This is a genomic window from Streptomyces sp. NPDC007863 (assembly GCF_040633895.1).
GTDB lineage: Bacteria > Actinomycetota > Actinomycetes > Streptomycetales > Streptomycetaceae > Streptomyces.
The window spans coordinates 89,024-108,930 of record NZ_JBEYEI010000027.1; the positions used below are offsets into that span (position 1 = coordinate 89,024).

Below are 19,907 nucleotides of genomic sequence, written 5' to 3' on the forward strand. Positions count from 1 at the left end.
CTTTTCCATCGATTCGCTCTGCCCGGCGGGGTGACCAGCGCACTGATCGCTCCGCCGGGCCGGAAGGACTCACACCATGACATCGTCCGCCCCTTCCAGATCACGCTCAGCCGTGCTCGCCGTGCTCACCGCACTGGCACTCGCGTTCACGCTGCTGTCCACGGCGCCGCCGGCGCGCGCGCACGCGGCCAAGGGCAACTGGGCCGACTTCCACACGATCTGCTCGGGCTGCACCGTGAACGAGGGGAACCTCGTCAGGGCCTGGCAGACCATCGTCATGGCCCACTACTACGGGCCCTACTACGGCATGAACTGCTCTTTCGTGGACGGCTCCTTCGGGCCGAACACCCGTGACTGGACCAAGAGGGCCCAGAGGATGCTCGGTGTCGACGACGACGGCATCGTGGGCCCGAAGACGTGGTCCGCCGTCAGGAACCGCCTGGTGCTGGTCTCCTCTGGAACCACCTCGAACGAGTACACGTACAGCTTCAGCGCGAGCGCGACCTACGGGGCCGGCAGGAAGATGAGCCTCTCCTACAACCACTCGACCGGCCTCTGGCGTTTCTACGACTACTGCGGCTCCGGCGAGTACGTCTACCTCACCCATGCGTGACGTCCAGCGGAAAGGGACACCCATGAGACTCGCCACCGCACGACGACGGGCCGTCGGAATCGCGATCGCCTCGCTCATCGCCCTGAGCGGCACCGTCACCGCCACCGGTGAAGCCGAGGCGGCGACGTACCCGTGCCCCATCGGCGTCGACGACGCCGGCCGGCACTACAGCAACTACTACACCGGCGACACCGTTCAGCCGTCGTCGACCCAGGTGACAGCAGCAGGCAAGGAAGCGCAGTGCCTGCTCAAGTACTTCGGCCACGACCCGGGCACCGTCGACGGGATCTTCGGCAGCAAGTCCCGGGCCGCGGCGAGGGAAGCTCAGGAGGCCGCCAACTCCAGGTGCCGCGCGGGTCTCGTCGTGGACGGACTGATCGGTCCGAAGAGCTGGCCGTACCTGCGCAACGGATGCGCCAGGGCGTGATCCCCAGGACCACCGGGCAGAGCTCCGGAACCGCCCGGCGGGCGGTTCCGGAGCTCTGCCCGTTCTCGAACGGCCCCCCGCCCAAGGCCCTTCGGAGGCCACGCCGCATGCACAACGGTTCGAACCCGCTCGGCGATGTCACTACTCTTCGACTGATCGATCAAGCGAGAGCGGCATCAGGGCAGGGGGGACCGGCTCATGTACAGCATCGTCGTCGTGCCACCACCAGGGACAGCACAGGACGAACAGGTCCGGCTCGCGCCGGGCGAACGTCTGCGGTTCGGACGGTCGGGCGACCCGGACGGCCGCGACCTCGTCATCGCCCACGAGGGCGTCCCCAGGGTCGCCGGTGAGATCACGGCGTTCCCGGCCTATTGGCTGCTGAGCAACCTCAGCGACGACCAGACGTACGTGGTGGAGAACCCGGAGGGCGCGGGCGAACACATCAAGGTCGCGCCCGGTCGCGTCGAGGCGCCGGTGCCGTTCGAGTTCTCCCGCATCGTGCTGCCCGCCGCCGGCGACCTGCTCGCGTTCGACGTGTGGGCACCACGCCACACCTTCCGCAACGCCGGCCGGGACGGACTGTCCGGCGCCGCCACCGCGCCGGCCTTCGCCCTCGACCACACCAAGCGCTACTTCGCGGTACTGGTCGCCCTCTGCGAACCCCGCCTGCGCGGCGAACCTCACGCCGCCCTGCCCGCGGTCGAGCAGCTCGTGGAACGGCTGGGCCCCGTCTGGCCGGGCGTCACCCGTTCGGCCGTCTACTGGAACATCGACTACCTCGCCGTCAAGCTGCGGCTGCGGCCCGGTCCGCACGAGACGGAAGCCGGGCGCAGAACCAACGGCAAGAAGGAAACGCTGGTGTCGCTGGCGCTCCGGTTCGACCTGGTCCGTGAAGACGATCTCGTGGTCCTCGCCGCGGCCCCCACGAGGTCGGCCCGATGACCGGACACCCCGACGGCGCGGACCCGGTGACCGTCGACAAGGGCTACCGCATCGGGCCCTGGCAGGTGCGCGAACGACTGGCGTCCGGAGCCTTCGCCACCGTCTACGCGGCCCGCCGGACCATGGGGGGCGCACCGGACGCGCCGGACACGGCCGACCTTCCGCGACAGGTGGCGCTGAAGATCCTGCCCACCGGCACCCGTACGCCGCGTCAACTGCGCCACCTGCGCGAACTGGCCGATCGCGAGCTCGACGTCCTCAAGCGACTCCGCACCCCCCGGCTGATCCGCATGTTCGACGCGCTGACCGTCGACGACGCGGACCGTCCCGAACTGGACGGCGCGACCGTCCTCGTGCTCGAACGGGCCGACACGTCCCTGGCCGCGCTCCTGGAACGCACCCCCGTCCCGGCCGCGGGCCCCGCCCTCCTCGCCCAGATCTGCGAAGGGCTGCACCAGCTCCATCACGCGGGTTGGGTGCACGGCGATCTGAAGCCGGCGAACGTGCTGTTGATGGACGACGGATCGGTCAGGCTGGCCGACTTCAACATGGCCGCCGAGATGGAGGGGACGCACGCCTACGCCCCTGCCTTCGCCACGCCCGACTACGCCCCGCCCGAACTGCTCTGGCCCGAGCTCACCGAACGGGGAACGCTGATCCGGCCGACCAGTGACATCTGGGCCTTCGGCGTCCTGGCGCACCAGGTGCTCACCGGCTGCCACCCGCTGCCCGGCACGACTCCCCAAGCGCGCGGCGAGGCCGCGGAACGCTACGCCCGGGGCGCGGAGGAACTGAGGCTGGCCCCTGAACTGCCGCCGCTCTGGCGGAAGATCATCACAAGGTGTCTGGCCCGCGCCCAGAACCGGCGGGGCACCGCGAAGGCACTGCTCCGCGACGTGGAGGAGGCCGCGGGCACCGCCCGGTCCGTCCGTCTGCCACGCCTGCGCCCCAGCCTCGTCCAGCGGCACCCGGCCGCCGCGGCGCTGCTCGCCGTCACCCTCCTCCTCACCACGGCGACAGCCTTCAGCGCCCATCGCCATGTGACGCGCCACGACGGCACGCCCGTGTACGCGGCCCTGCCCCGCGACGAGGCCTTCCCCACCGGGCCCGACGGAAAGGTCCTCTACGGCTACCACCGCTGCCCCGAGGACGCCCTCTGCTTCTTCGGCGGGCACAACGGCACCGGTGACCTGTGCGTCTGGTTCGGGGACGACCCCGACTGGCAGGCCGGCGAGGACGTCTGCTCCTGGGCCTCCACCCACCCCGTGCGGTCGATCTTCAACAACCTCGGCGGCGAACGAAGCGCCGTGGCCTACTTCCGGGGCGCCGACTACCAGCCCGCCGACGCGGACCGGCGCCGACTGGCGCAACGTACCGGCTGCAGCCCCGAGAACAGCATGGGCAACCTGGCGGGAACCTACGCTCCCCGGTCGCACAGGCTGATCACGAGCTGCTCCTCCTTCACGGCACTCAAGGACTTCTTCGTCCCCTGGTGACCCGGGCCGTGCCGTCGTCGCGTCCCTCCATGGCCGGTCGGCACGCAGGGAGCGGCTGCCGGGGGACGAGGGCCTGTCCTCAGCCCGAACCGGCGACCAGGGCCTCGCCGAGCGGGGTGCGCCGGTAGAGCACCGACCGTCCGGACCGGGCGCGGACGAGGAGTCCCGCGCCTCGCAGGACGGCGAGGTGGTCTCCCACCGCGCCGGGTGCCATGGCGAGGGTTCGGGCGAGGTGGCTGGTGCTGGCCGGGGCGTCCAGCGCCATCAGCAGCCGGGCCCTGGCCCGGCCGACCAGGGCGGTCAGCGTGTCCGGCCGGGGGACGGTCGCCGGTTCGTCCCACAGGGCGGCGGTGCCGCGGGCACCGTAGACCAGGGTCCTGGGCCAGGGGTCTTCCAGGTGGGCGGCGATGTGCCCGACGAAGACCGAGGGGATCAGCAGGAGCCCGTCGCCGGCGAGGCGGACCGTTCCGCCCCGGAAGGAGCCGATCTCGATACCGCCGTCGCGGCAGGCGATGCCCGGGTGCAGGCTCTCGATGGTCGTGGCCCATCCGTGCTCGCCGATCAGGCCCACCCGGTGCACGACGTCGCGCTCGCAGATCGCGCGCAGGTGCGGCCAGTCCGGGGCGAGCAGCTCGTGCCACGCCCGGTCCATCGCCGCGGCGATCCTGGAGACGGCGTCCGGCGCGTCCAGCACCGCGCGGACGCGGGGATCACGGGCGGACGGGCCGGTCGCGGTGGCGGCGAACTCGTGGCGGGCCGCTTCCGGCGGCGTGGCCCGGATCGTGGCCAGGTCGTCCGCCCAGGTCTGGCCGAGGCCGCGCGGCGGCGGGGCGACGAAGTTCGGTCCGCCCCGCGGGGCCTGCAGGGCGAGGGCGGCGTCCAGTTCGGTCTCGCGGCGGAGCCGTTCGAAGGCCGGCGCGAGCCGGGCGGCCCAGGCGCGCGGCAGCGGCCGGCCGAGGCCGGCGAGCGAGCGCAGCAGCAGGCAGAGGTCCAGCGCGGGCGACAGGGCGAAGCGGCTGCGCAGCAGGTCCTCGACGGAGACTTCGAAGCGGAGCACGCCGTGATGCTACCCGCGGGCCTCCCCCTCGGATTCGTGCAGCGACGAATCATTGGTGGGCGGCGCAGGCGCACGGCGAGGCTGAGCGCCACGACCGCGACCGCCGGACCCGCACGGGGCGACCGGCCCATGACCGGCCCACGGAAGGTGCATGCCGCATGATCGACGACTTCGCCAAGGACCATCTGCACGGCAGGCTGCGGCGGGACCGCGAGGCGCTGCTCTGGAAGCTCGACGGCCTGTCCGAGTACGACGCCCGCCGGCCGCTCACGGTGACCGGGACCAACCTCCTCGGCCTGGTCAAGCACGTGGCCACCGTCGAGGCCAGGTACTTCGGCGAGGTCTTCGGCCGCCCTTCCCCGGAGGCGCTGCCCCGGTGGCAGGACTCCGACGGCAGCGATCTGTGGGCGGCCGGGGACGAGACCCGCGAGCGGATCACCGGGTTCTGCCGGCGCACGTGGGAGCACGCGGACGCGACGATCGACGCGCTTCCCCTCGACGCCCCCGGCCACGTGCCGTGGTGGCCGGAGCCTCATGCCGACACCAACCTGTTCGCCGTCATGGTCCACGTCCTCGGCGAGACCGTCCGGCACGCCGGGCACGCCGACATCCTGCGCGAGGGCCTCGACGGCCGGACCGGGCTGCGCGCCGAACACGAGAAGCGGATCGACGAGGACGCCCGGGCCGCCCACCGCGCGATGATCGAGCGGGCCGCCAGGGCGGCCGCACCCGCATAGCGGGCACGGCGGCCGGGCCGAGGCCGGCCGGGGTCCTCCGGTGCGGGTCGCGCGGCGCGTCGGGCTACTCGGCCGGCAGGCGCGGGGTGCGCGGCGGTGCCGTGCGCCGGCTGCCGGTCTTCTCGAAGGCCGCCGCCAGGGACAGCAGGGCGTTGTCGTCGTAGGCGCGGCCCGCGAAGGTCAGCCCGACGGGCATCCCGGTGTCCGTCATGGTGCCCATGGGCACGGTCACGGTCGGGATGCCGAGGTGGCGGGGGACGAGGTTGCCGTTGGCGACCCAGACGCCGTTGCGCCAGCCGAGGTCGGCGGAGGCCGGGTTCACGTCCATGTCGGCGGGGCCCACGTCCGCCACCGCGGGGAAGACCACCGCGTCCAGGCCCAGTCCGTCCATCCACAGCTCCAGATCGACGCGGCGCGTCTCCTCGAGGCCGCGCAGCCCCTCCTCCAGGAGCGGCATGTCGGCGAGGGACGCGTACGGGCGCTCGCGCACGAAGCGCGGGTACTCGCCGATCGTGTCGTCGAAGCCGTCGTACCGGTCCGGCAGCTCGCCCTCCCGCTTGGGCCAGATCAGGTCGCCGTCGACGTCGGCCAGGGTGGAGAGCGCCGGGTCGCCGTTGGCGCGCAGGAAGTCGTCCCAGGCCCAGGCGGACAGGTCCTCGATCTCGAAGGTCAGGTAGGCGCGGCCGACGAGTCCGCGGGTGAGCAGCGACGGCGCTCCGGGGCGGTCGGACTCGTAGTGGGACACCACGGGGAAGTCGACCTCGACCACCTCGGCGCCGGCGGCCTCCAGGTCGCGGCGCGCGGCTTCCCACAGGGCGATCACCGAGGGGCGGGTGTCGACGCGCTGCCCGGTCTGGCCGCCGATGCCTCCGTCGGGGTTCGTGCCGGCGGCGGGGTCGGCGTTGATGTACATCCGGGGCACGCCGACGCGCTTGCCGGCGAGCGCCGCGGACGCGGACCCGGCGTCGGCGGGCGCGAGCGCCGGGTAGGAGGCGGGGCGCACCCGCGACGCCGAGGGCAGCTCCAGCCACGGCTGGGCGCGCCACAGGTCCCCGCGCGTCTCGGGGTCGTCGGCGACGATGACGTCGAGCAGTTCGAGCAGGTCGGCCATGGTGCGGGTGTGCGGGACCACGACGTCCATGGTCGGTACGAGCGGCCAGTTGCCGCGGACCGAGATCACGCCCCGGCTGGGGGTGTAGGCGCACAGCGCGTTGTTGGAGGCGGGTGCGCGGCCCGAGGACCAGGTCTCCTCGCCGAGGCCGAACGCGCCGAAGGAGGCGGCCGTCGCCGTGCCGGAGCCGTTGGAGGAGCCGGAGCCGTAGGCGCTGGTGAGCCAGTCGGCGTTGTACGGGCTCTCGGCGCGGCCGTACACGCCGCGCTGCATGCCCCCGTTCGCCATCGGCGGCATGTTGGTCAGGCCGATGAGGACCGCGCCGCCCGCGCGCAGCCGCTCGATGGCGAAGGCGTCGCGCTGGGCGACGAGGTGCTCGAAGGCGGGGGAGCCGGACGCGGCGGTGAGCCCCTTGGCGAGGTAGCTGTCCTTGGCGGTGTACGGGATGCCGTCCAGCGGGCCCAGCGTCTCGCCGCGGGCGCGGCGGGCGTCGGAGGCCTCGGCCTCCGCCCGGGCGTGCGGATTCATCACGACCATCGCGTTCAGGGCGGTGGCCGTACCGGGCCGGTCGTACGCGTCGATGCGCGCGAGGTAGGCGTCGAGCAGCTCGACCGCCGTCGTCCTGCCCTGCTCCAGCGCCGCGCGAAGGTCGGCGATACAGGTCTCCACGACATCGAATCCGCGCGTCATGAGGGTGTCTCCCGGGTGGTGAGTAGGGCAGGCGGGCCCGGTGGCCGTCGGGGCGACCGGGCACAGCCGGCCGTCACACACCCCATCGCACTGACTAGATTTTCAATCTAGACTATGAGTCTAGGTTTTCGGAACCTAGACTGGGCACCTGGATCTCCGGACCTGGAAAGTGAGCTCATGCCGACGTCAGAGACCGGGCCCTCGCGGCCCGCGGCCCGGGTCCCGACCGACAGGAAGCGTCAGCCCAGCGGGGACGAGGCACGGGGGCGGGCCATGCGGGCCGCCATCGGCGTCATCGCCGAGAAGGGCACGGCGGCCCTGCGCATGTCGGACATCGCCGAGCGGGCCGGCATGAGCACCGGGCACATCCTGTACCACTTCGGCAAGAAGGACCGGCTCCTGCTCGAAGTCCTCGCCTGGAGCCAGGCGGACCTCTGGGACCGGCTCCGGCAGGCCCTCGACCAGGCCGCTACTCCCGCCGAGAAGCTGGACCTGTTCGTCCGCTTCTACCTGCCCCGCGACGCGGCCGACGAACGGTACGCGCTGTGGACGCAGGTGCTCGCGCAGCGCCACGACGAAGCGGGCCGGCGCGTCCTCACCGAACTCCTTGACGGCTGGGACGAGCGCCTGGAGGCGATCGTGCGCGAGGGCCGTGACCTCGGGCACTTCGCCGACGTGGACCTCCCCGAGTTCACCGTCCGGGCGGTGGCCATGCTGAGCGGGCTCTCCGAGGACGTGATGTTCGGACGTTCCCGCTGGCAGCAGGCCTCCCCGCACGCGTTCGCCCTGGCCGCGCTCGAACGCGAACTGCGTCCGGCCGGCCAGGGCTGACGGGCGTCAGCTCACGCCGGGCAGGGACACGTCGAGCGCGGGGACGGGACGCGGGGACCCGTCGGCGCCGACGGCGACGAAGGTCAGGAACGCCGTGGCGACCTCGGTGGCGGGGCCGGCGCTGTTCCACCGCTCGGCGGTGACCCGGACGCCGACCGTCATGGACGTGCGCCCGGCCCGTTCGAGTCCCGCCTGGACGCTGAGGAGGTCCCCGGCCCGGACGGGGGCGAGGAAGGTCATGCGGTCGACCGAGACGGTGACGGCGGGGCCGTCGGCGTGACGTCCGGCCGCCGCCGCGGCGGCGTCGTCGATGAGCTTCATCACCACACCCCCGTGGATGGTGCCGTAGAGGTTGGTGTCGTGCTCGCTCATGATGTGGGCGAGGGCCACCCGGGAGTCGTCCGGCGTCTTGACCGGACGGGACACGGGGGCGGGGCCGGTGACGGTGGGATCGGCCACGTGATCTCTCCTTCGCGAGTCGCGGCGGCGAACCGGCTGCGGGTCAGGAAGGCGACAGCCGGTCGCGGACCGTGCGGGCCGCGGCCACGAGGTGCTCCAGCGAGGCGCGGGTCTCGGCCCAGCCGCGGGTCTTCAGGCCGCAGTCGGGGTTGACCCACAGCCGCTCGGCGGGGATGGCTCCGAGTCCCTCCTGGAGGAGGGCCGTGGCCTCCTCCGCCGAGGGGACGCGCGGGGAGTGGATGTCCCAGACGCCGGGACCGGCCTCGCGCGGATAGCCGTGGGCGGCGAGCTCGTGGGCCACCCGCATGTGGGAGCGGGCGGCCTCCAGGCTGATGACGTCGGCGTCGAGGTCGTCGATGGCCTGGACGATGTCGCCGAACTCGGCGTAGCACATGTGGGTGTGGATCTGGGTGTCCGGCCGCACGCCGCCGGTGCTGAGGCGGAACGCCCCGGTGGCCCAGGCGAGGTAGTCGGGGTGGTCGGCGCGGCGCAGCGGCAGGGTCTCGCGCAGCGCGGGTTCGTCGACCTGGATCACCGACGTCCCGGCGGCCTCCAGGTCGTGCACCTCGTCGCGCAGGGCGAGGGCCACCTGCCGCGCGGTGTCGGCGAGGGGCTGGTCGTCGCGGACGAACGACCAGGCGAGCATGGTGACCGGGCCGGTGAGCATGCCCTTGACCGGCCTGCCGGTGAGGGACTGGGCGTAGGTGGTCCAGCGCACCGTCATCGGCGCCGGGCGGGAGACGTCGCCGGCGAGGATCGGCGGGCGGACGTAGCGGGTGCCGTACGACTGGACCCAGCCGTGCCGCGTGGCGAGGTAGCCGTCCAGCCGCTCGGCGAAGTACTGCACCATGTCGTTGCGTTCGGGCTCGCCGTGCACCAGGACGTCGAGCCCGGTCTTCTCCTGGAAGGAGATCACTTCCCGGATCTCCGCCCGGATGCGCTCCTCGTAGCCGGTGGCGTCGATGCGTCCGGCGCGCAGGTCGGCGCGGGCGGCGCGCAGTTCGGCGGTCTGCGGGAAGGAGCCGATGGTGGTGGTCGGCAGCAGGGGCAGGTCGAGGTGGGCCCGCTGGGCGGCGGCCCGCTCCGCGTACGGCTGGGGACGGCGGGCGTCCGCGTCGGTGACGGCCTCGGCGCGGGCGCGTACGACCGGGTCCCGGGTGATCGGGGAGTTGGCACGGGAGGCGAGGGCGGCGCGGTTGGCGGCCAGTTCGCCGGTGATCGCGTCGGTGCCCCGGGCCAGGCCCGTGGCGAGCGTCGTGATCTCGCCGGTCTTCTGCTTCGCGAAGGCCAGCCAGCGCCGGATCTGCGGGTCGACGTCCTTCTCGGCCGCCGCGTCGAGCGGTACGTGGAGCAGGGAGCACGAGGCCGCGACGTCGACCTGGCCGGCGAGGCCGAGGAGGGTGCCCAGGGTGGTGAGGGACCGGTGCAGGTCGTTGATCCAGATGTTGCGGCCGTCGACCACGCCGGCGACCAGCCGCTTGCCGGGAAGGCCGCCCACGGCGGCCAGCGCGTCGAGGTTGGCGGCGGCCGGCCCGGTGAAGTCCAGGGCGAGGCCGTCGACCGGTGCCTTGGCGAGGACGGGGAGGGCGTCGCCGAGCCGGTCGAAGTAGGAGGCGACGAGCAGCTTGGGCCGGTCGGTGAGGGCGCCGAGGTCGCGGTAGGCGCGGGCGGCGGCGTTCAGGTCGGCGGGCGTGCGGTCCTGGACCAGGGCGGGCTCGTCGAGCTGGACCCATTCGGCGCCGGCGGCCCTCAGGTCGGCGAGGACCTCGGCGTAGACGGGCAGCAGACGGTCCAGCAGGGTCAGGGGCTCGAAGTCCGCCGCCACACCGGGGGCGGGCTTGGCCAGCAGCAGGTACGTGACCGGACCGACCAGCACGGGGCGGGCGGTCAGCCCGAGGGAGAGGGCCTCCTTCAGCTCGGTGACCTGCCGGGACGAGTCCGCCGCGAAGACCGTGTCGGGGCCCAGCTCCGGCACGAGGTAGTGGTAGTTCGTGTCGAACCACTTGGTCATCTCCAGCGGGGCGACGTCCTGCGTGCCGCGGGCCATCGCGAAGTAGCCGGCGAGGGCGTCGGCGTGGACGGCCTCCCGGTGGCGCGCGGGGACGGCGCCGACCATGACCGTGGTGTCGAGGACGTGGTCGTAGAACGAGAAGTCGCCGGTGGGCACTTCGTGGATGCCGGCTCCGGCCAGCTGCCGCCAGTGCGCGCTCCTGAGCTCGGCGGCGGTGGCACGGAGGGCGTCGGCGGTGACCCGGCCCTTCCAGTAGCCCTCGATCGCCTTCTTGAGTTCGCGGTTCCGTCCCTGACGGGGGTAGCCGTACACGGTGGCGCGTGCCGCCGCGACTGCGGACTTCGTGGTCACGGAGATCTCCTTCGCGAGATGAATCCCTGAGGTCCGGGGACCGGACGAGGACGCGAAGGGGCGACGGACCGGACGGCAGGCGTGTGCGGCATGGCACGGCCGCCCGTCCGATATGTGCGCCGACCCGCCCTCGAGGTCACCGGATGGCCGCGCGCGGAACGGTCCGCGTGCGGGCAACGGGCAGGTCTTCGGACTCGCGGGCACGTCCTCCTCGTGGAGGCCACCTACTGGCCGTCGCTTCCCAGACGTAGTACGTCACGTCCAGTGCGTATGACGGCGGTCGTTCCCGCTCACCGCTGCGGGGCAGTCCCGGATTCCCACCGGGTTCCCTCTTACGACGCTCCCGCATGGCGTGCGGGGCGAACCAGCTGCACCGGCCACCCTACGGGTCCGCCCCGCCGGCCGTCGGCGGAAGTCCGGCCCGTGGAACGTGATATGAGCCACCCGCCGGTCACGAGGTCCGCCGTGCCGCCCGGGCGGCACGGCGGGCGCGACCCCGGCGGACCGCTGTCTGCCATCGGTGAACACGACCCCGAACGGGCCCAACGGTCATTACCGTCAAGCCACATGACGACGGTCACCACACGCACGGTCACCTACCCGGCCGACGACCTGACGATGATCGGACACCTCGCGCTCCCGGCCGGTGCCGGGCGCAGGCCCGCGGTCCTGATCGGACCCGAGGGGGTGGGGCTCGGCGATGTCGAGCGCCGCCGCGCCGAGGCCCTGGCCGAACTGGGGTACGTGGCGCTGGCCTTCGACCTCCACGGTGGACGCTATCTGGGCGATCCGGAGGAGATGCTGGCCCGGTGCCTGCCGCTGCTCGGCGACCCCGACCGGATGCGGGACATCGGTCACGCCGCGCTCGACGTGTTGCGTGCCGAACCACGGACGGACCCCGACCGGATCGCCGCCGTCGGCTACGGCACCGGCGGCGCGGTCGCCCTGGAACTCGGCCGTGACGGCGTCGACCTGCGCGCGATCGCGACGGTCAACGGACTGATCACGGGCCGGCCGGGTGAGGCGGCCCGCATTCGCTGCCCGGTTTGGGCCGGGGTCGGGTCGGAGGACCCGATCATGCCGCCCGCCCAACGGGACGCGTTCGCCGCGGAGATGGAGGCCGCGGGCGTCGACTGGCGCCTCGTGGTCTACGGAGGGGCCCTGCACGCCTTCCACCACCCGACGGTCGACCACACCGTGCGTCCCGGCGTCGGCTACCACCCGAGGCACGCCCAGCGGGCCTGGGGCGACATCGTCGCCCTGCTCGCCGAGTGCCTGCCCGTCACGGAGTGATCCGACTCCGATTCCGGCTCCGACTCCCGTACCGGCTCCGGCTCCGGTACCGGCCCGGTGGGCGTTCCGGACCACGGGCGGGGACCGGGTGGTCCGGGTGAGGCAGCATCACCGCGAGTGCCGCATACGGGGAGCACGGCCCGTCTCGTGCACGAGCGCGAGGAGGCGCGGGCTCCGCCGGAGTCCATGAAGGAGAGACTGCGCGCCGCCGTCATGGAGGGGCCCGAGCATCCGGAGCCGTGGGCGCCTGAGGGGTGAGGCCTACGCGTCGCCCTGATCCGCGAAGCCGGTCCGCCAGGACGGCCGGGCCGGAGCCCAGCCGAGACCGCGGGCCCGGGTGTTGAGCGCCCCTCGGGCCCAGGGCGTCCGCCCTTCGGTCCGTTCCGGCGCGTGCACTCCCAGCGACTCCGCGAGCAGCGGCAGCCAGGCGTGCGCGGGGGCCGGCTCGTCGTCCACGACGTTGTACGTCCCGGAGGGCCAGGACAGGGCTCGTACGGCGGCGTCCGCCGCGTCCGCGACGTGCACGAAGGAGCTCACCGACGCGTCGGCGGCCGTGCTGCCCAGGAAGCGGGCCCCGGGGTCGCCGGCGAGGGCGGCCGCGACCGCGCCACCGGGCGCGTACCAGGTGCCGGGACCGTAGAGGATCCCGTACCGCAGGACGACGGCCGTCGGGAGTTCGGCCACCGTGGCCTCCAGCGCCCGCACGCCGGCGACGATCCGGGCCCGGGGCGGTTCCTCCGTCCCGTCGAGCGGTACGGACTCGTCGGCGGGCGCGTCGCCGGGCGCGTACGCCCAGCTGATCGACTGCGCGACGATCCGGCCGACGCCCGCCGCCCGGGCCGCGTCCACGAGGTTGCGCGTCCCCTCGACGCGCACCCGGTTGTTCGCGGCCCCGTCCGCCCCGCCGAGATCGGTGAGCTGGTGCACCACCGCGTCGGGCGCGGCCTCGGCCACCGCCCGCGACAGGGCTCCGGCGTCCAGGACGTCCACCGGGCGCGGACCGCGCCGGGAGATGCCCACGACCTCGTGCCCCGCCGCCTCCAGGCGAGGGACGAGCTGACGGCCCACGGCGCCGGTGGCGCCCGCGACAAGTACCCGCATGGGCCCCAGCCTAGAAGATCCCCGTGGAGGCGGGCGGCCGGTCCCCGGAGTGCGGGGACCGGCCGGCGCGCCACGGGCGGTCCGCTACGGGACGGTCAGCACGATCTTGCCGGTCGTGCGGTCCGTCTCGCCGAGGGCGTGCGCCTTGGCCGCCTCGGCGAGCGGGAAGACGGCCTCGATGTGGGCGCGCAGGGCGCCGGAGGCGGCCAGCTCCGCGACGGCGTTCATGCCGGTGTGGTCCGCCTCGACGAGGAGGGACTCCACGCGGACCCCGCGGGCCGCGGCCTTCGCGGCCTCGTCGGGGTCGCCGCCCGGCAGGATCGAGACGAGGACGCCGCCGGGGCGCAGGACGTCGAGGGAGCGGGCGCGGGTGTCGCCGGAGAGCGGGTCGAGCACCATGTCGACGTCCTGGACGGCGTCGCGGAAGTCGGTGGTGCGGTAGTCGATCACCTCGTCCGCGCCGATCGAGCGGACGAACGCGTGCTTGGGCGCGCTGGCGGTGCCGATGACGTACGCGCCGCGGGCCTTCGCGATCTGGACGGCGAGGTGGCCGACCCCGCCGGCGGCGGCGTGGATCAGGACGCGCTGCCCGGAGCGCACGCCGGCGGTGTCGACGATCGCCTGGTACGCGGTGAGGGCGGCGAGTGGCAGGGCGCCGGCCTGCACGTGGTCGATGCCGGCGGGCTTGGCGGCGAAGGCGCGGGCCGGTCCCGTCACGTACTCGGCGTGGGAGCCCACACCGTGCGGGTAGGGCAGCATCCCGAAGACCTCGTCGCCCGGCTTGAACAGCGTGACGCCGAAGCCGACGGCCTCGACCACGCCGGACACGTCCCAGCCGAGGACGAGCGGCAGCCGGTCGAGGAAGAGGCCCGCGGCGCGGTGCTTCCAGTCGGTCGGGTTGACGCCGGCGGCGCGGACGGCGACCAGGAGCTGGCCCGGGCCGGGGACGGGACGGGGGAGGAGGACCTGCTCCAGGACCTCGGGGGTGCCGTGGGTGTGCTGGCTGATGGCGCGCATGGTGGGGGCGGTGGTGTTCGTCATGCCGTCCAGCCTCGCCGTGGAGCACGCCCCGGTACCATGGCATGAATGCCAACTTCCGACGGGATCGTGCCATGACTGTCCACCGCGTCGTCGTCCTCGCCCTGGACGGCGTGTACCCCTTCGAGCTCGGCATCCCCAGCCGGATCTTCGGCGCGCTCCAGGACCGCTACGAGGTCCTGACCTGCTCGGTCGACGGCGGGCCCGTCGCCACCAACGCCGACTTCTCGGTGACGGTGGGGCACGGCCCGGAGGTCCTGGCGACGGCGGACACCGTCCTGCTCCCGCCGTTCGACCTTTCCCGTCTCTCGCGCGAACTGCCGCCGGCGGTCGGCGAGGCCCTCGCGGCGATCCGCCCCGGCGCCCGGATCGTGTCCATCTGCACGGGCGCCTTCGTCCTGGCGGCGGCGGGGCTCCTCGACGGCCGCCCGGCCACCACCCACTGGGCCGTCGCCGACCTCTTCCGGACCTGGTACCCCGAGGTCGCGATGGACCCGGACGTGCTCTTCGTGGACGACGGCACGGTGCTGACCTCGGCGGGCGCCGCGTCCGGCGTCGACGTCTGTCTCCACCTCGTACGACGGGACCACGGCGCGGCGGTCGCCAACCACGTGGCGCGCGTCTGCGTCGTACCGCCGTGGCGGGACGGCGGGCAGGCCCAGTACATCGAGCACCCCGTGCCCCCGGCGGCCGACAGCGGCACCTCGGCCACCCGCCAGTGGGCGCTGGAGAACCTCCACGAGCCGCTGACGCTGAGCGAACTCGCCCGGCACGCGCGGATGAGCCTGCGCACCTTCGCGCGGCGCTTCGGCGAGGAGGTCGGGACGAGCCCGGGGCGCTGGCTGATCCAGCAGCGGGTGTCCCGGGCGCAGCACCTCCTGGAGACCACCGACCTGGCCGTCGACGACATCGCCGGCCAGGTCGGCTTCGCCACCGGCACCTCCCTGCGCGAGCACCTCCACGCGGCCATCGGCGTCTCGCCGATGGCGTACCGCCGCACCTTCCGGGGGGCGTCGGCGCCGACGGGATGAGCGCGGGCCCCGGCCTCGGGAGGGCCCGGGCCTCGGGAGGGTTCCGGCCTCGGGAGGGCCCGGCTACAGCCAGGGGCGGCGGCCCGGCCCCGTCGGGTGCGTGCCGGTGACCCCCATGACCACCGAGTACAGGCTGGTCTCCGCGGTGATGAAGAGGCGGTTGCGCTTGGCGCCGCCCCAGGAGACGTTGGCGACCGCCTCGGGGACGTTCAGCCGGCCGATCAGGGTGCCGTCGGGGTCGTAGCAGTGCACGCCGTCGTCCATCGCGGCGACCCAGAGCCTGCCGCCGTCGTCGAAGCGGAGGTTGTCGAAGCGGGCCTTCGCGCGGTCCGCGGCCTTCGCGAAGACCGTGCCCTCGGAGAGGGTGCCGTCCTCGCGGACGTCGAAGACCCGGATGACGCCGGCGCGGGTGTCGGAGACGAACAGCAGCCGCTCGTCGGGCGAGAAGACCAGCCCGTTCGGCGCGCCGAAGCCGTCCGCGACCAGCCGCACCTCACCGGTGGCCGGGTCGATCCGGTAGACGTTGTTGGAGCCGATCTCGCTCTCGGCGCGGTACCCCTCGTAGTCGCTGGTGATGCCGAAGTCCGGGTCGGAGAACCAGATCGAGCCGTCGGACTTCACGGCGGCGTCGTTCGGGCTGTTCAGCCGCCTGCCCCGCCACCGGTCGGCCAGCACGGTGACGGTGCCGTCGTGCTCGGTCCTGGTCACGCGGCGGTTGCCCTGCTCACAGGTGATCAACCGGCCCTCGCGGTCGAGGGTGTTGCCGTTGGTGTGGCCGGCGGAGCGGCGGAAGACGGCGACCGCGCCGGTCTCCTCGTCCCACCGCAGCATCCTGTCGTTGGGGATGTCGCTCCAGACCACCTGCCGCCAGGCGGGCACGTAGACCGGCCCCTCGGCCCAGCGGCAGCCGGTGAAGAGGACCTCCAGCGCCTCGTCGCCGTTCATGCACCGGCCGGTCCGGAACCGCTCGTCGAGCATCTCGTACAGTCCCGGGCGCTCGCTGCTCATAGGGTCCACTCCTCACGAGAGACATCACCTGTCGCATCCAGGCCGATGACTGAATGTCAGTCGGCCTGAACCCGATACTGCAGGATGAGATACGGTCATCGCCATAAGTCGACGAACGGAGAGTTGTGGATCACATTGATCGCGCACTGCTGGCCCTGCTCCAGCAGGACGCCACCCAGCCGTACGCCGCCCTCGGCCAGGCCGTCGGCCTGTCCGCCGGCGCCGCCCACGAGCGGGTGCGCAAACTGAGGGAGCGCGGCGTCATCCGGCGTACCACCGTCGACGTGGACCCGGCCGCCGTGGGCAGCGCCGTCCTCGCCTACGTGATGGTCGACTCCACGTCCTGGATGGGCGATTCGGCGAGGGACTTCGCCGCGCTCCCCGAGATCCTGGAGGCGCACGTCATCGCCGGCAGCGCCTCGGTCCTGGTCAAGGTCAGGACCGCGACCACCGAGCAACTCCAGGACGTGCTGCGGCGGATCTACGCCATCGACGGGGTCAGCGGCACCCAGGCCACCGTCGTCCTGGAGACCTTCTTCGAGCGGCCCCTGTCACCGCTGACGGACGACGCGACGTGAGCGCGGAGGGATCGAGGAGGCCGGTCGAACTCGTGATCTTCGACTGCGACGGCGTCCTCGTCGACACCGAACGCCTGGCCGTCCGCCTCCAGGTCGCGCTCGGCGCCGAGTTGGGCTGGCCCCTCACCGCCGACGAGGTGGTCGAACGGTTCATCGGCCGCTCCAGGGAGTCGATCGTCGGGCAGATCGCCGAGCGGCTCGGCGCGGAGACGGCCGCGCTGTGGTGGAGCCTGCTCGTCCGGCGCCACCGGGACGCGGTCGACATCGGCCTCGACCCGGTGGACGGGCTGCCCGAGGCGCTCGCCGCCCTCACCCTGCCGACCTGTGTCGCGTCCAGCGGGTCCCACGAGAAGATGCGTCACACCCTGGGCCGCACCGGGCTGTACGCCCACTTCGAGGGCCGGATCCACAGCGCGAGCGACGTGGCCCGGGGCAAGCCCGCGCCCGACCTCTTCCTGTACGCCGCCCGTCGCATGGGCGTCGACCCGGCGGCGTGCGCGGTCGTCGAGGACAGCGGGCCCGGCGTCGAGGCCGCGCGGGCCGCCGGGATGCGTGCCTTCGGGTACGCCGGAGGCCCCACGCCCGCCGGACGCCTCGAAGGGCCGGGCACCGTCGTCTTCGACGACATGCGCCGGCTCCCGGAGCTGCTCGCCGGAGGGTGACGCGGGACCGGGGCGTCCCACCCTCCGGCGCAGGGGACGGCACCGGAGGGAACGGGCCGCCGGCGGTCAGTCCGCCGTGGGGACGCCGAGGATCGTGCGCATGCCGTGCAGCGCCCAGCCGTCCGCCTGGTCGTCGCCGTGGAGGAGCCGCGCGGGAGTGATCCCCGCGGCCAGGGACTCCAGGCCGTAGACGACCCGGGGGGTGTCCGTCGCGGGCGGCAGCTCCCCGGCGGCGACGGCGGCGTCGATGTCGTGGCGCAGGACCTCCCGCCAGCGGGCGCGCCCCTCGGCGATCCGGTCGTGCACGGAGCCGGTGCGCCCGTCGTAGTCGTACGTCACCTGGGTGAGCAGGCATCCGCCGGAGTAGCCGGGGTCGGCGGCGTACCTCACCCAGGCCGCGCAGACGGCCAGCAGGCGCGGCAGCCCCGCGTCGAGGTGGCGCACCGGCAGCCAGACCCGGGTGCGAAAGTCCTCCAGGACCAGCTCCACGGTCTCCAGCTGCAGCTTCTCCTTGCTGCGGAACTGGCCGATGACCCCGGCCTTGCTCATCCCCAGCCGGTCGGCGAGCCGTCCGATCGTGACGCTGTCCAGGCCCTCCAGGGACGCGAGGTCGGCGGCGGCGCGCAGTACCGACCGCCGGGTTTCGAGGGCTGCCTGAGCCGAGGTTCGTCCTGCCATGCCAGGGAGTTTAGCAAACGACCGTACGCTATTGACGTACGAACGATCGTACTCTTAACTCCTCGCCATGACGCCTGTCGCTGACCCCCGCCGAGCCCGCCTCGCCCTGTTACTCGCCGGCGCCGGCACCTTCCTGAGCTTCCTCGACGCCACCGTGACCAACCTGGCCGTGCCGCCGATCGCCGACACCTTCGACGCCTCGCTGACCACCGTCTCCTGGGTCGCCACCGCCTATGTCATCCCCTTCGCCGCGCTCCTCGCCCCGGCCGGCCCGCTGGCCGACGCCGTCGGCCGCGCCCGCCTCTTCCTGATCGGCGTCGCCGCCTTCACGGCGTCGTCCCTGCTGATCGCCGTGGCCCCGAACCTGCCCGTCCTGCTCGGCGCCCGAGCCGTCCAGGGCCTGGCGGCGGCCCTGCTGGTGCCCGCCTCGCTGGGTCTGGTGCTCACGGAGATCCCCGCCGAACGCAGGCGCGCCGCGATCGGCCTGTGGAGCGCCGCGGGCGCCCTGGCCGCCGCCGCCGGGCCCGCGCTCGGCGGCGTCGTCGTCGACGTCCTCGACTGGCGCGCGCTGTTCTGCCTCAACCTGCCCGTCGGCGTCGCGGTGCTGATCGCCGGCAGGAAGCTGCTCACCGGCGAGTCCCGCACCGGCCGGGCGCCCGACCTCGCGGGCAGCGTGCTGCTCGCCCTCTGCGTCGGCGCGGCGGTGTACGGGCTGACGCAGGGCCCCGAGCACGGCTGGTCCTCGGCGCACGTCCTGGTCGCAGCCGGGGTCACCGTGCTCGCGGCGGCGGCCGCCGTGACGCGCTCGCTCCGGCACCCGCGGCCGGCCCTCCGGCTCGACCTCTTCCGCAGCCGCCCCTTCGCCGTCGCGAGCGCCGTCTCCGTCGCCTACGGCGCCGCCCTCTTCTCCACGATGCTGCTCGGCGTCCTCTTCATGACCGACGCCTGGAAGTACTCCGCCCTGGAGGCGGGCCTCGCGATGAGCCCGGCGGCGCTCGTCACCGCCGTGGTCGGCGTCGGCGTCGGACGGCTCTCGCTCCCCCTCACCCCGCGCGCGATGGTGGTGGCCGGCTCGGCCGTGGTCGCCGCCACGACGGCCGTACTGGCCCTGCTGATCGGCACCGAGCCCCGCTTCTGGACGCTGTGGCTCCCGGCCGGAGCGGTGATGGGGGTCGGCGTCGGACTGGTCACCGTCGGCGTCTCCAGCGCCGCCGCCCTCTCCGTGGCGCCGCAGCACTTCGCCGCCGCCACCGGCATGGTCATGGCGGCCCGTCAGGTCGGCGGCGGCCTCGGCATCGCCGCCACGGCCGTGATCATCGCGGAGGTCCCGGGCACGGGAGCGGAGCCGTACGCGGCCGTGTACTGGTTCGCCGCCGCCGTCAACGTGGCCGCAGCGCTCGGCGCCCTCGCCCTGCGCGCCAAGCCGCAGCCGGAGCCCCAGCCCCCTTCGCAGCCCGCGTCCGCGCCCGCCCCTCGCGTCCCCGAAGGAGACCCGCGATGACCCCGCAGCCGGACCGGACCCCCGTCCAGGACCCGCCGGCCGACCGCCCCGACCGCCCCGACTTCACCGCCGAGTCGTCCGACCCGTACTGCGTGCCCCCGGACACCGCCGCCGAACTGCTCCGCCACCACCCATGGCAGCGGCTCGCCGTCCTGGGCTACAGCGTCACCGCCGGCGTGATGGACCGTTCCTAGTCAGTGAGCAGGAGTGGGTCCTGGGCCCGTGCCTGTTCACTGCGGACATCCCGAACGGTTTTGGGTGTCCTGGTCGCCCGTGTTCTCTCCGCGTC

19 protein-coding genes, 1 pseudogene and 1 riboswitch are annotated in these 19,907 nt (G+C 73.6%); of the genes and pseudogenes, 12 read left to right on the top strand and 8 right to left on the bottom strand.

The annotated features are described in order from the left end of the window. The first annotated feature begins 76 nt into the window (after positions 1-76). From ABZ621_RS33390 to ABZ621_RS33405, 4 genes are all read left to right on the top strand, one after another. Positions 77-613 carry a peptidoglycan-binding protein gene (locus ABZ621_RS33390; protein WP_360610276.1) on the top strand — a complete coding sequence of 179 codons (537 nt, stop codon included), beginning with the start codon at positions 77-79 and terminating at the stop codon, positions 611-613. Between the two features lie 22 nt (positions 614-635). Then, complete coding sequence (locus ABZ621_RS33395) at positions 636-1,040, top strand: peptidoglycan-binding protein (RefSeq protein WP_360610278.1); 405 nt, start codon at positions 636-638, stop codon at positions 1,038-1,040. Positions 1,041-1,238: 198 nt separating this feature from the next. After that, positions 1,239-1,985, top strand: a complete 747-nt coding sequence (locus ABZ621_RS33400) for an FHA domain-containing protein (RefSeq protein ID WP_360610280.1) — start codon at positions 1,239-1,241, stop codon at positions 1,983-1,985. After that, the gene (locus tag ABZ621_RS33405) at positions 1,982-3,481 is read left to right on the top strand and encodes a serine/threonine-protein kinase (protein WP_360610282.1); all 1,500 of its coding nucleotides are present in this window, start codon (positions 1,982-1,984) and stop codon (positions 3,479-3,481) included. The genes ABZ621_RS33400 and ABZ621_RS33405 overlap by 4 nt, the downstream gene beginning before the upstream one ends. A gap of 79 nt (positions 3,482-3,560) precedes the next feature. On the opposite strand, the gene ABZ621_RS33410 is transcribed toward ABZ621_RS33405, so the two are convergent. After that, the gene (locus ABZ621_RS33410; RefSeq protein ID WP_360610284.1) at positions 3,561-4,538 is read right to left on the bottom strand and encodes a winged helix-turn-helix domain-containing protein; all 978 of its coding nucleotides are present in this window, start codon (positions 4,536-4,538) and stop codon (positions 3,561-3,563) included. A gap of 158 nt (positions 4,539-4,696) precedes the next feature. Here ABZ621_RS33410 and ABZ621_RS33415 point away from each other — a divergent pair, with 158 nt between their 5' ends. Next, on the top strand, positions 4,697-5,275 hold the full coding sequence (locus tag ABZ621_RS33415; RefSeq protein WP_360610286.1) for a DinB family protein: 579 nt from the start codon (positions 4,697-4,699) through the stop codon (positions 5,273-5,275). 64 nt (positions 5,276-5,339) lie between these two features. Here ABZ621_RS33415 and ABZ621_RS33420 read toward each other — a convergent pair whose 3' ends face one another. Next, complete coding sequence (locus ABZ621_RS33420; protein ID WP_360610288.1) at positions 5,340-7,076, bottom strand: amidase; 1,737 nt, start codon at positions 7,074-7,076, stop codon at positions 5,340-5,342. A gap of 177 nt (positions 7,077-7,253) precedes the next feature. On the opposite strand from ABZ621_RS33420, the gene ABZ621_RS33425 reads away from it, so the two are divergent. Next, positions 7,254-7,907, top strand: a complete 654-nt coding sequence (locus ABZ621_RS33425) for a TetR/AcrR family transcriptional regulator (RefSeq protein WP_360610290.1) — start codon at positions 7,254-7,256, stop codon at positions 7,905-7,907. Positions 7,908-7,940: 33 nt separating this feature from the next. Here the strand turns inward: ABZ621_RS33425 and ABZ621_RS33430 are convergent. Next, positions 7,941-8,279 (bottom strand): annotated as a pseudogene (locus ABZ621_RS33430) (acyl-CoA thioesterase); the annotation flags it as partial. Between the two features lie 130 nt (positions 8,280-8,409). After that, entirely contained in the window at positions 8,410-10,728 is a 2,319-nt protein-coding gene (gene metE, locus ABZ621_RS33435; protein ID WP_360610292.1) for a 5-methyltetrahydropteroyltriglutamate--homocysteine S-methyltransferase, read from the bottom strand. Positions 10,729-10,903: 175 nt separating this feature from the next. After that, positions 10,904-11,097: riboswitch (cobalamin riboswitch) on the bottom strand. Positions 11,098-11,295: 198 nt separating this feature from the next. Between metE and ABZ621_RS33440 the strand changes: the two genes are divergently transcribed. Further along, positions 11,296-12,021 (top strand): dienelactone hydrolase family protein, encoded by a 726-nt coding sequence (locus tag ABZ621_RS33440; protein ID WP_360610294.1) that lies wholly within the window; start codon positions 11,296-11,298, stop codon positions 12,019-12,021. 261 nt (positions 12,022-12,282) lie between these two features. Here ABZ621_RS33440 and ABZ621_RS33445 read toward each other — a convergent pair whose 3' ends face one another. Both ABZ621_RS33445 and ABZ621_RS33450 read right to left on the bottom strand, forming a co-directional pair. Continuing rightward, entirely contained in the window at positions 12,283-13,122 is an 840-nt protein-coding gene (locus ABZ621_RS33445) for an NAD(P)-dependent oxidoreductase (protein WP_360610296.1), read from the bottom strand. Positions 13,123-13,206: 84 nt separating this feature from the next. Next, entirely contained in the window at positions 13,207-14,163 is a 957-nt protein-coding gene (locus tag ABZ621_RS33450) for an NADP-dependent oxidoreductase (protein ID WP_360610298.1), read from the bottom strand. Positions 14,164-14,234: 71 nt separating this feature from the next. On the opposite strand from ABZ621_RS33450, the gene ABZ621_RS33455 reads away from it, so the two are divergent. Next, on the top strand, positions 14,235-15,191 hold the full coding sequence (locus tag ABZ621_RS33455) for a helix-turn-helix domain-containing protein (protein WP_360610300.1): 957 nt from the start codon (positions 14,235-14,237) through the stop codon (positions 15,189-15,191). A 63-nt stretch (positions 15,192-15,254) separates the two neighbouring features. On the opposite strand, the gene ABZ621_RS33460 is transcribed toward ABZ621_RS33455, so the two are convergent. Further along, positions 15,255-16,199 (bottom strand): SMP-30/gluconolactonase/LRE family protein, encoded by a 945-nt coding sequence (locus tag ABZ621_RS33460; RefSeq protein ID WP_360610302.1) that lies wholly within the window; start codon positions 16,197-16,199, stop codon positions 15,255-15,257. A 125-nt stretch (positions 16,200-16,324) separates the two neighbouring features. On the opposite strand from ABZ621_RS33460, the gene ABZ621_RS33465 reads away from it, so the two are divergent. After that, entirely contained in the window at positions 16,325-16,777 is a 453-nt protein-coding gene (locus ABZ621_RS33465) for an Lrp/AsnC family transcriptional regulator (RefSeq protein WP_360610304.1), read from the top strand. After that, complete coding sequence (locus tag ABZ621_RS33470) at positions 16,774-17,439, top strand: HAD family hydrolase (protein ID WP_360610306.1); 666 nt, start codon at positions 16,774-16,776, stop codon at positions 17,437-17,439. Before ABZ621_RS33465 ends, ABZ621_RS33470 begins: the two co-directional genes overlap by 4 nt. 66 nt (positions 17,440-17,505) lie before the next feature. Here ABZ621_RS33470 and ABZ621_RS33475 read toward each other — a convergent pair whose 3' ends face one another. Next, entirely contained in the window at positions 17,506-18,117 is a 612-nt protein-coding gene (locus tag ABZ621_RS33475; protein WP_360610308.1) for a TetR/AcrR family transcriptional regulator, read from the bottom strand. Between the two features lie 67 nt (positions 18,118-18,184). Here ABZ621_RS33475 and ABZ621_RS33480 point away from each other — a divergent pair, with 67 nt between their 5' ends. Continuing rightward, positions 18,185-19,618, top strand: a complete 1,434-nt coding sequence (locus tag ABZ621_RS33480) for a DHA2 family efflux MFS transporter permease subunit (RefSeq protein WP_360610310.1) — start codon at positions 18,185-18,187, stop codon at positions 19,616-19,618. Next, positions 19,615-19,812 carry a hypothetical protein gene (locus ABZ621_RS33485; RefSeq protein ID WP_360610312.1) on the top strand — a complete coding sequence of 66 codons (198 nt, stop codon included), beginning with the start codon at positions 19,615-19,617 and terminating at the stop codon, positions 19,810-19,812. The genes ABZ621_RS33480 and ABZ621_RS33485 overlap by 4 nt, the downstream gene beginning before the upstream one ends. Positions 19,813-19,907 lie beyond the last annotated feature (95 nt).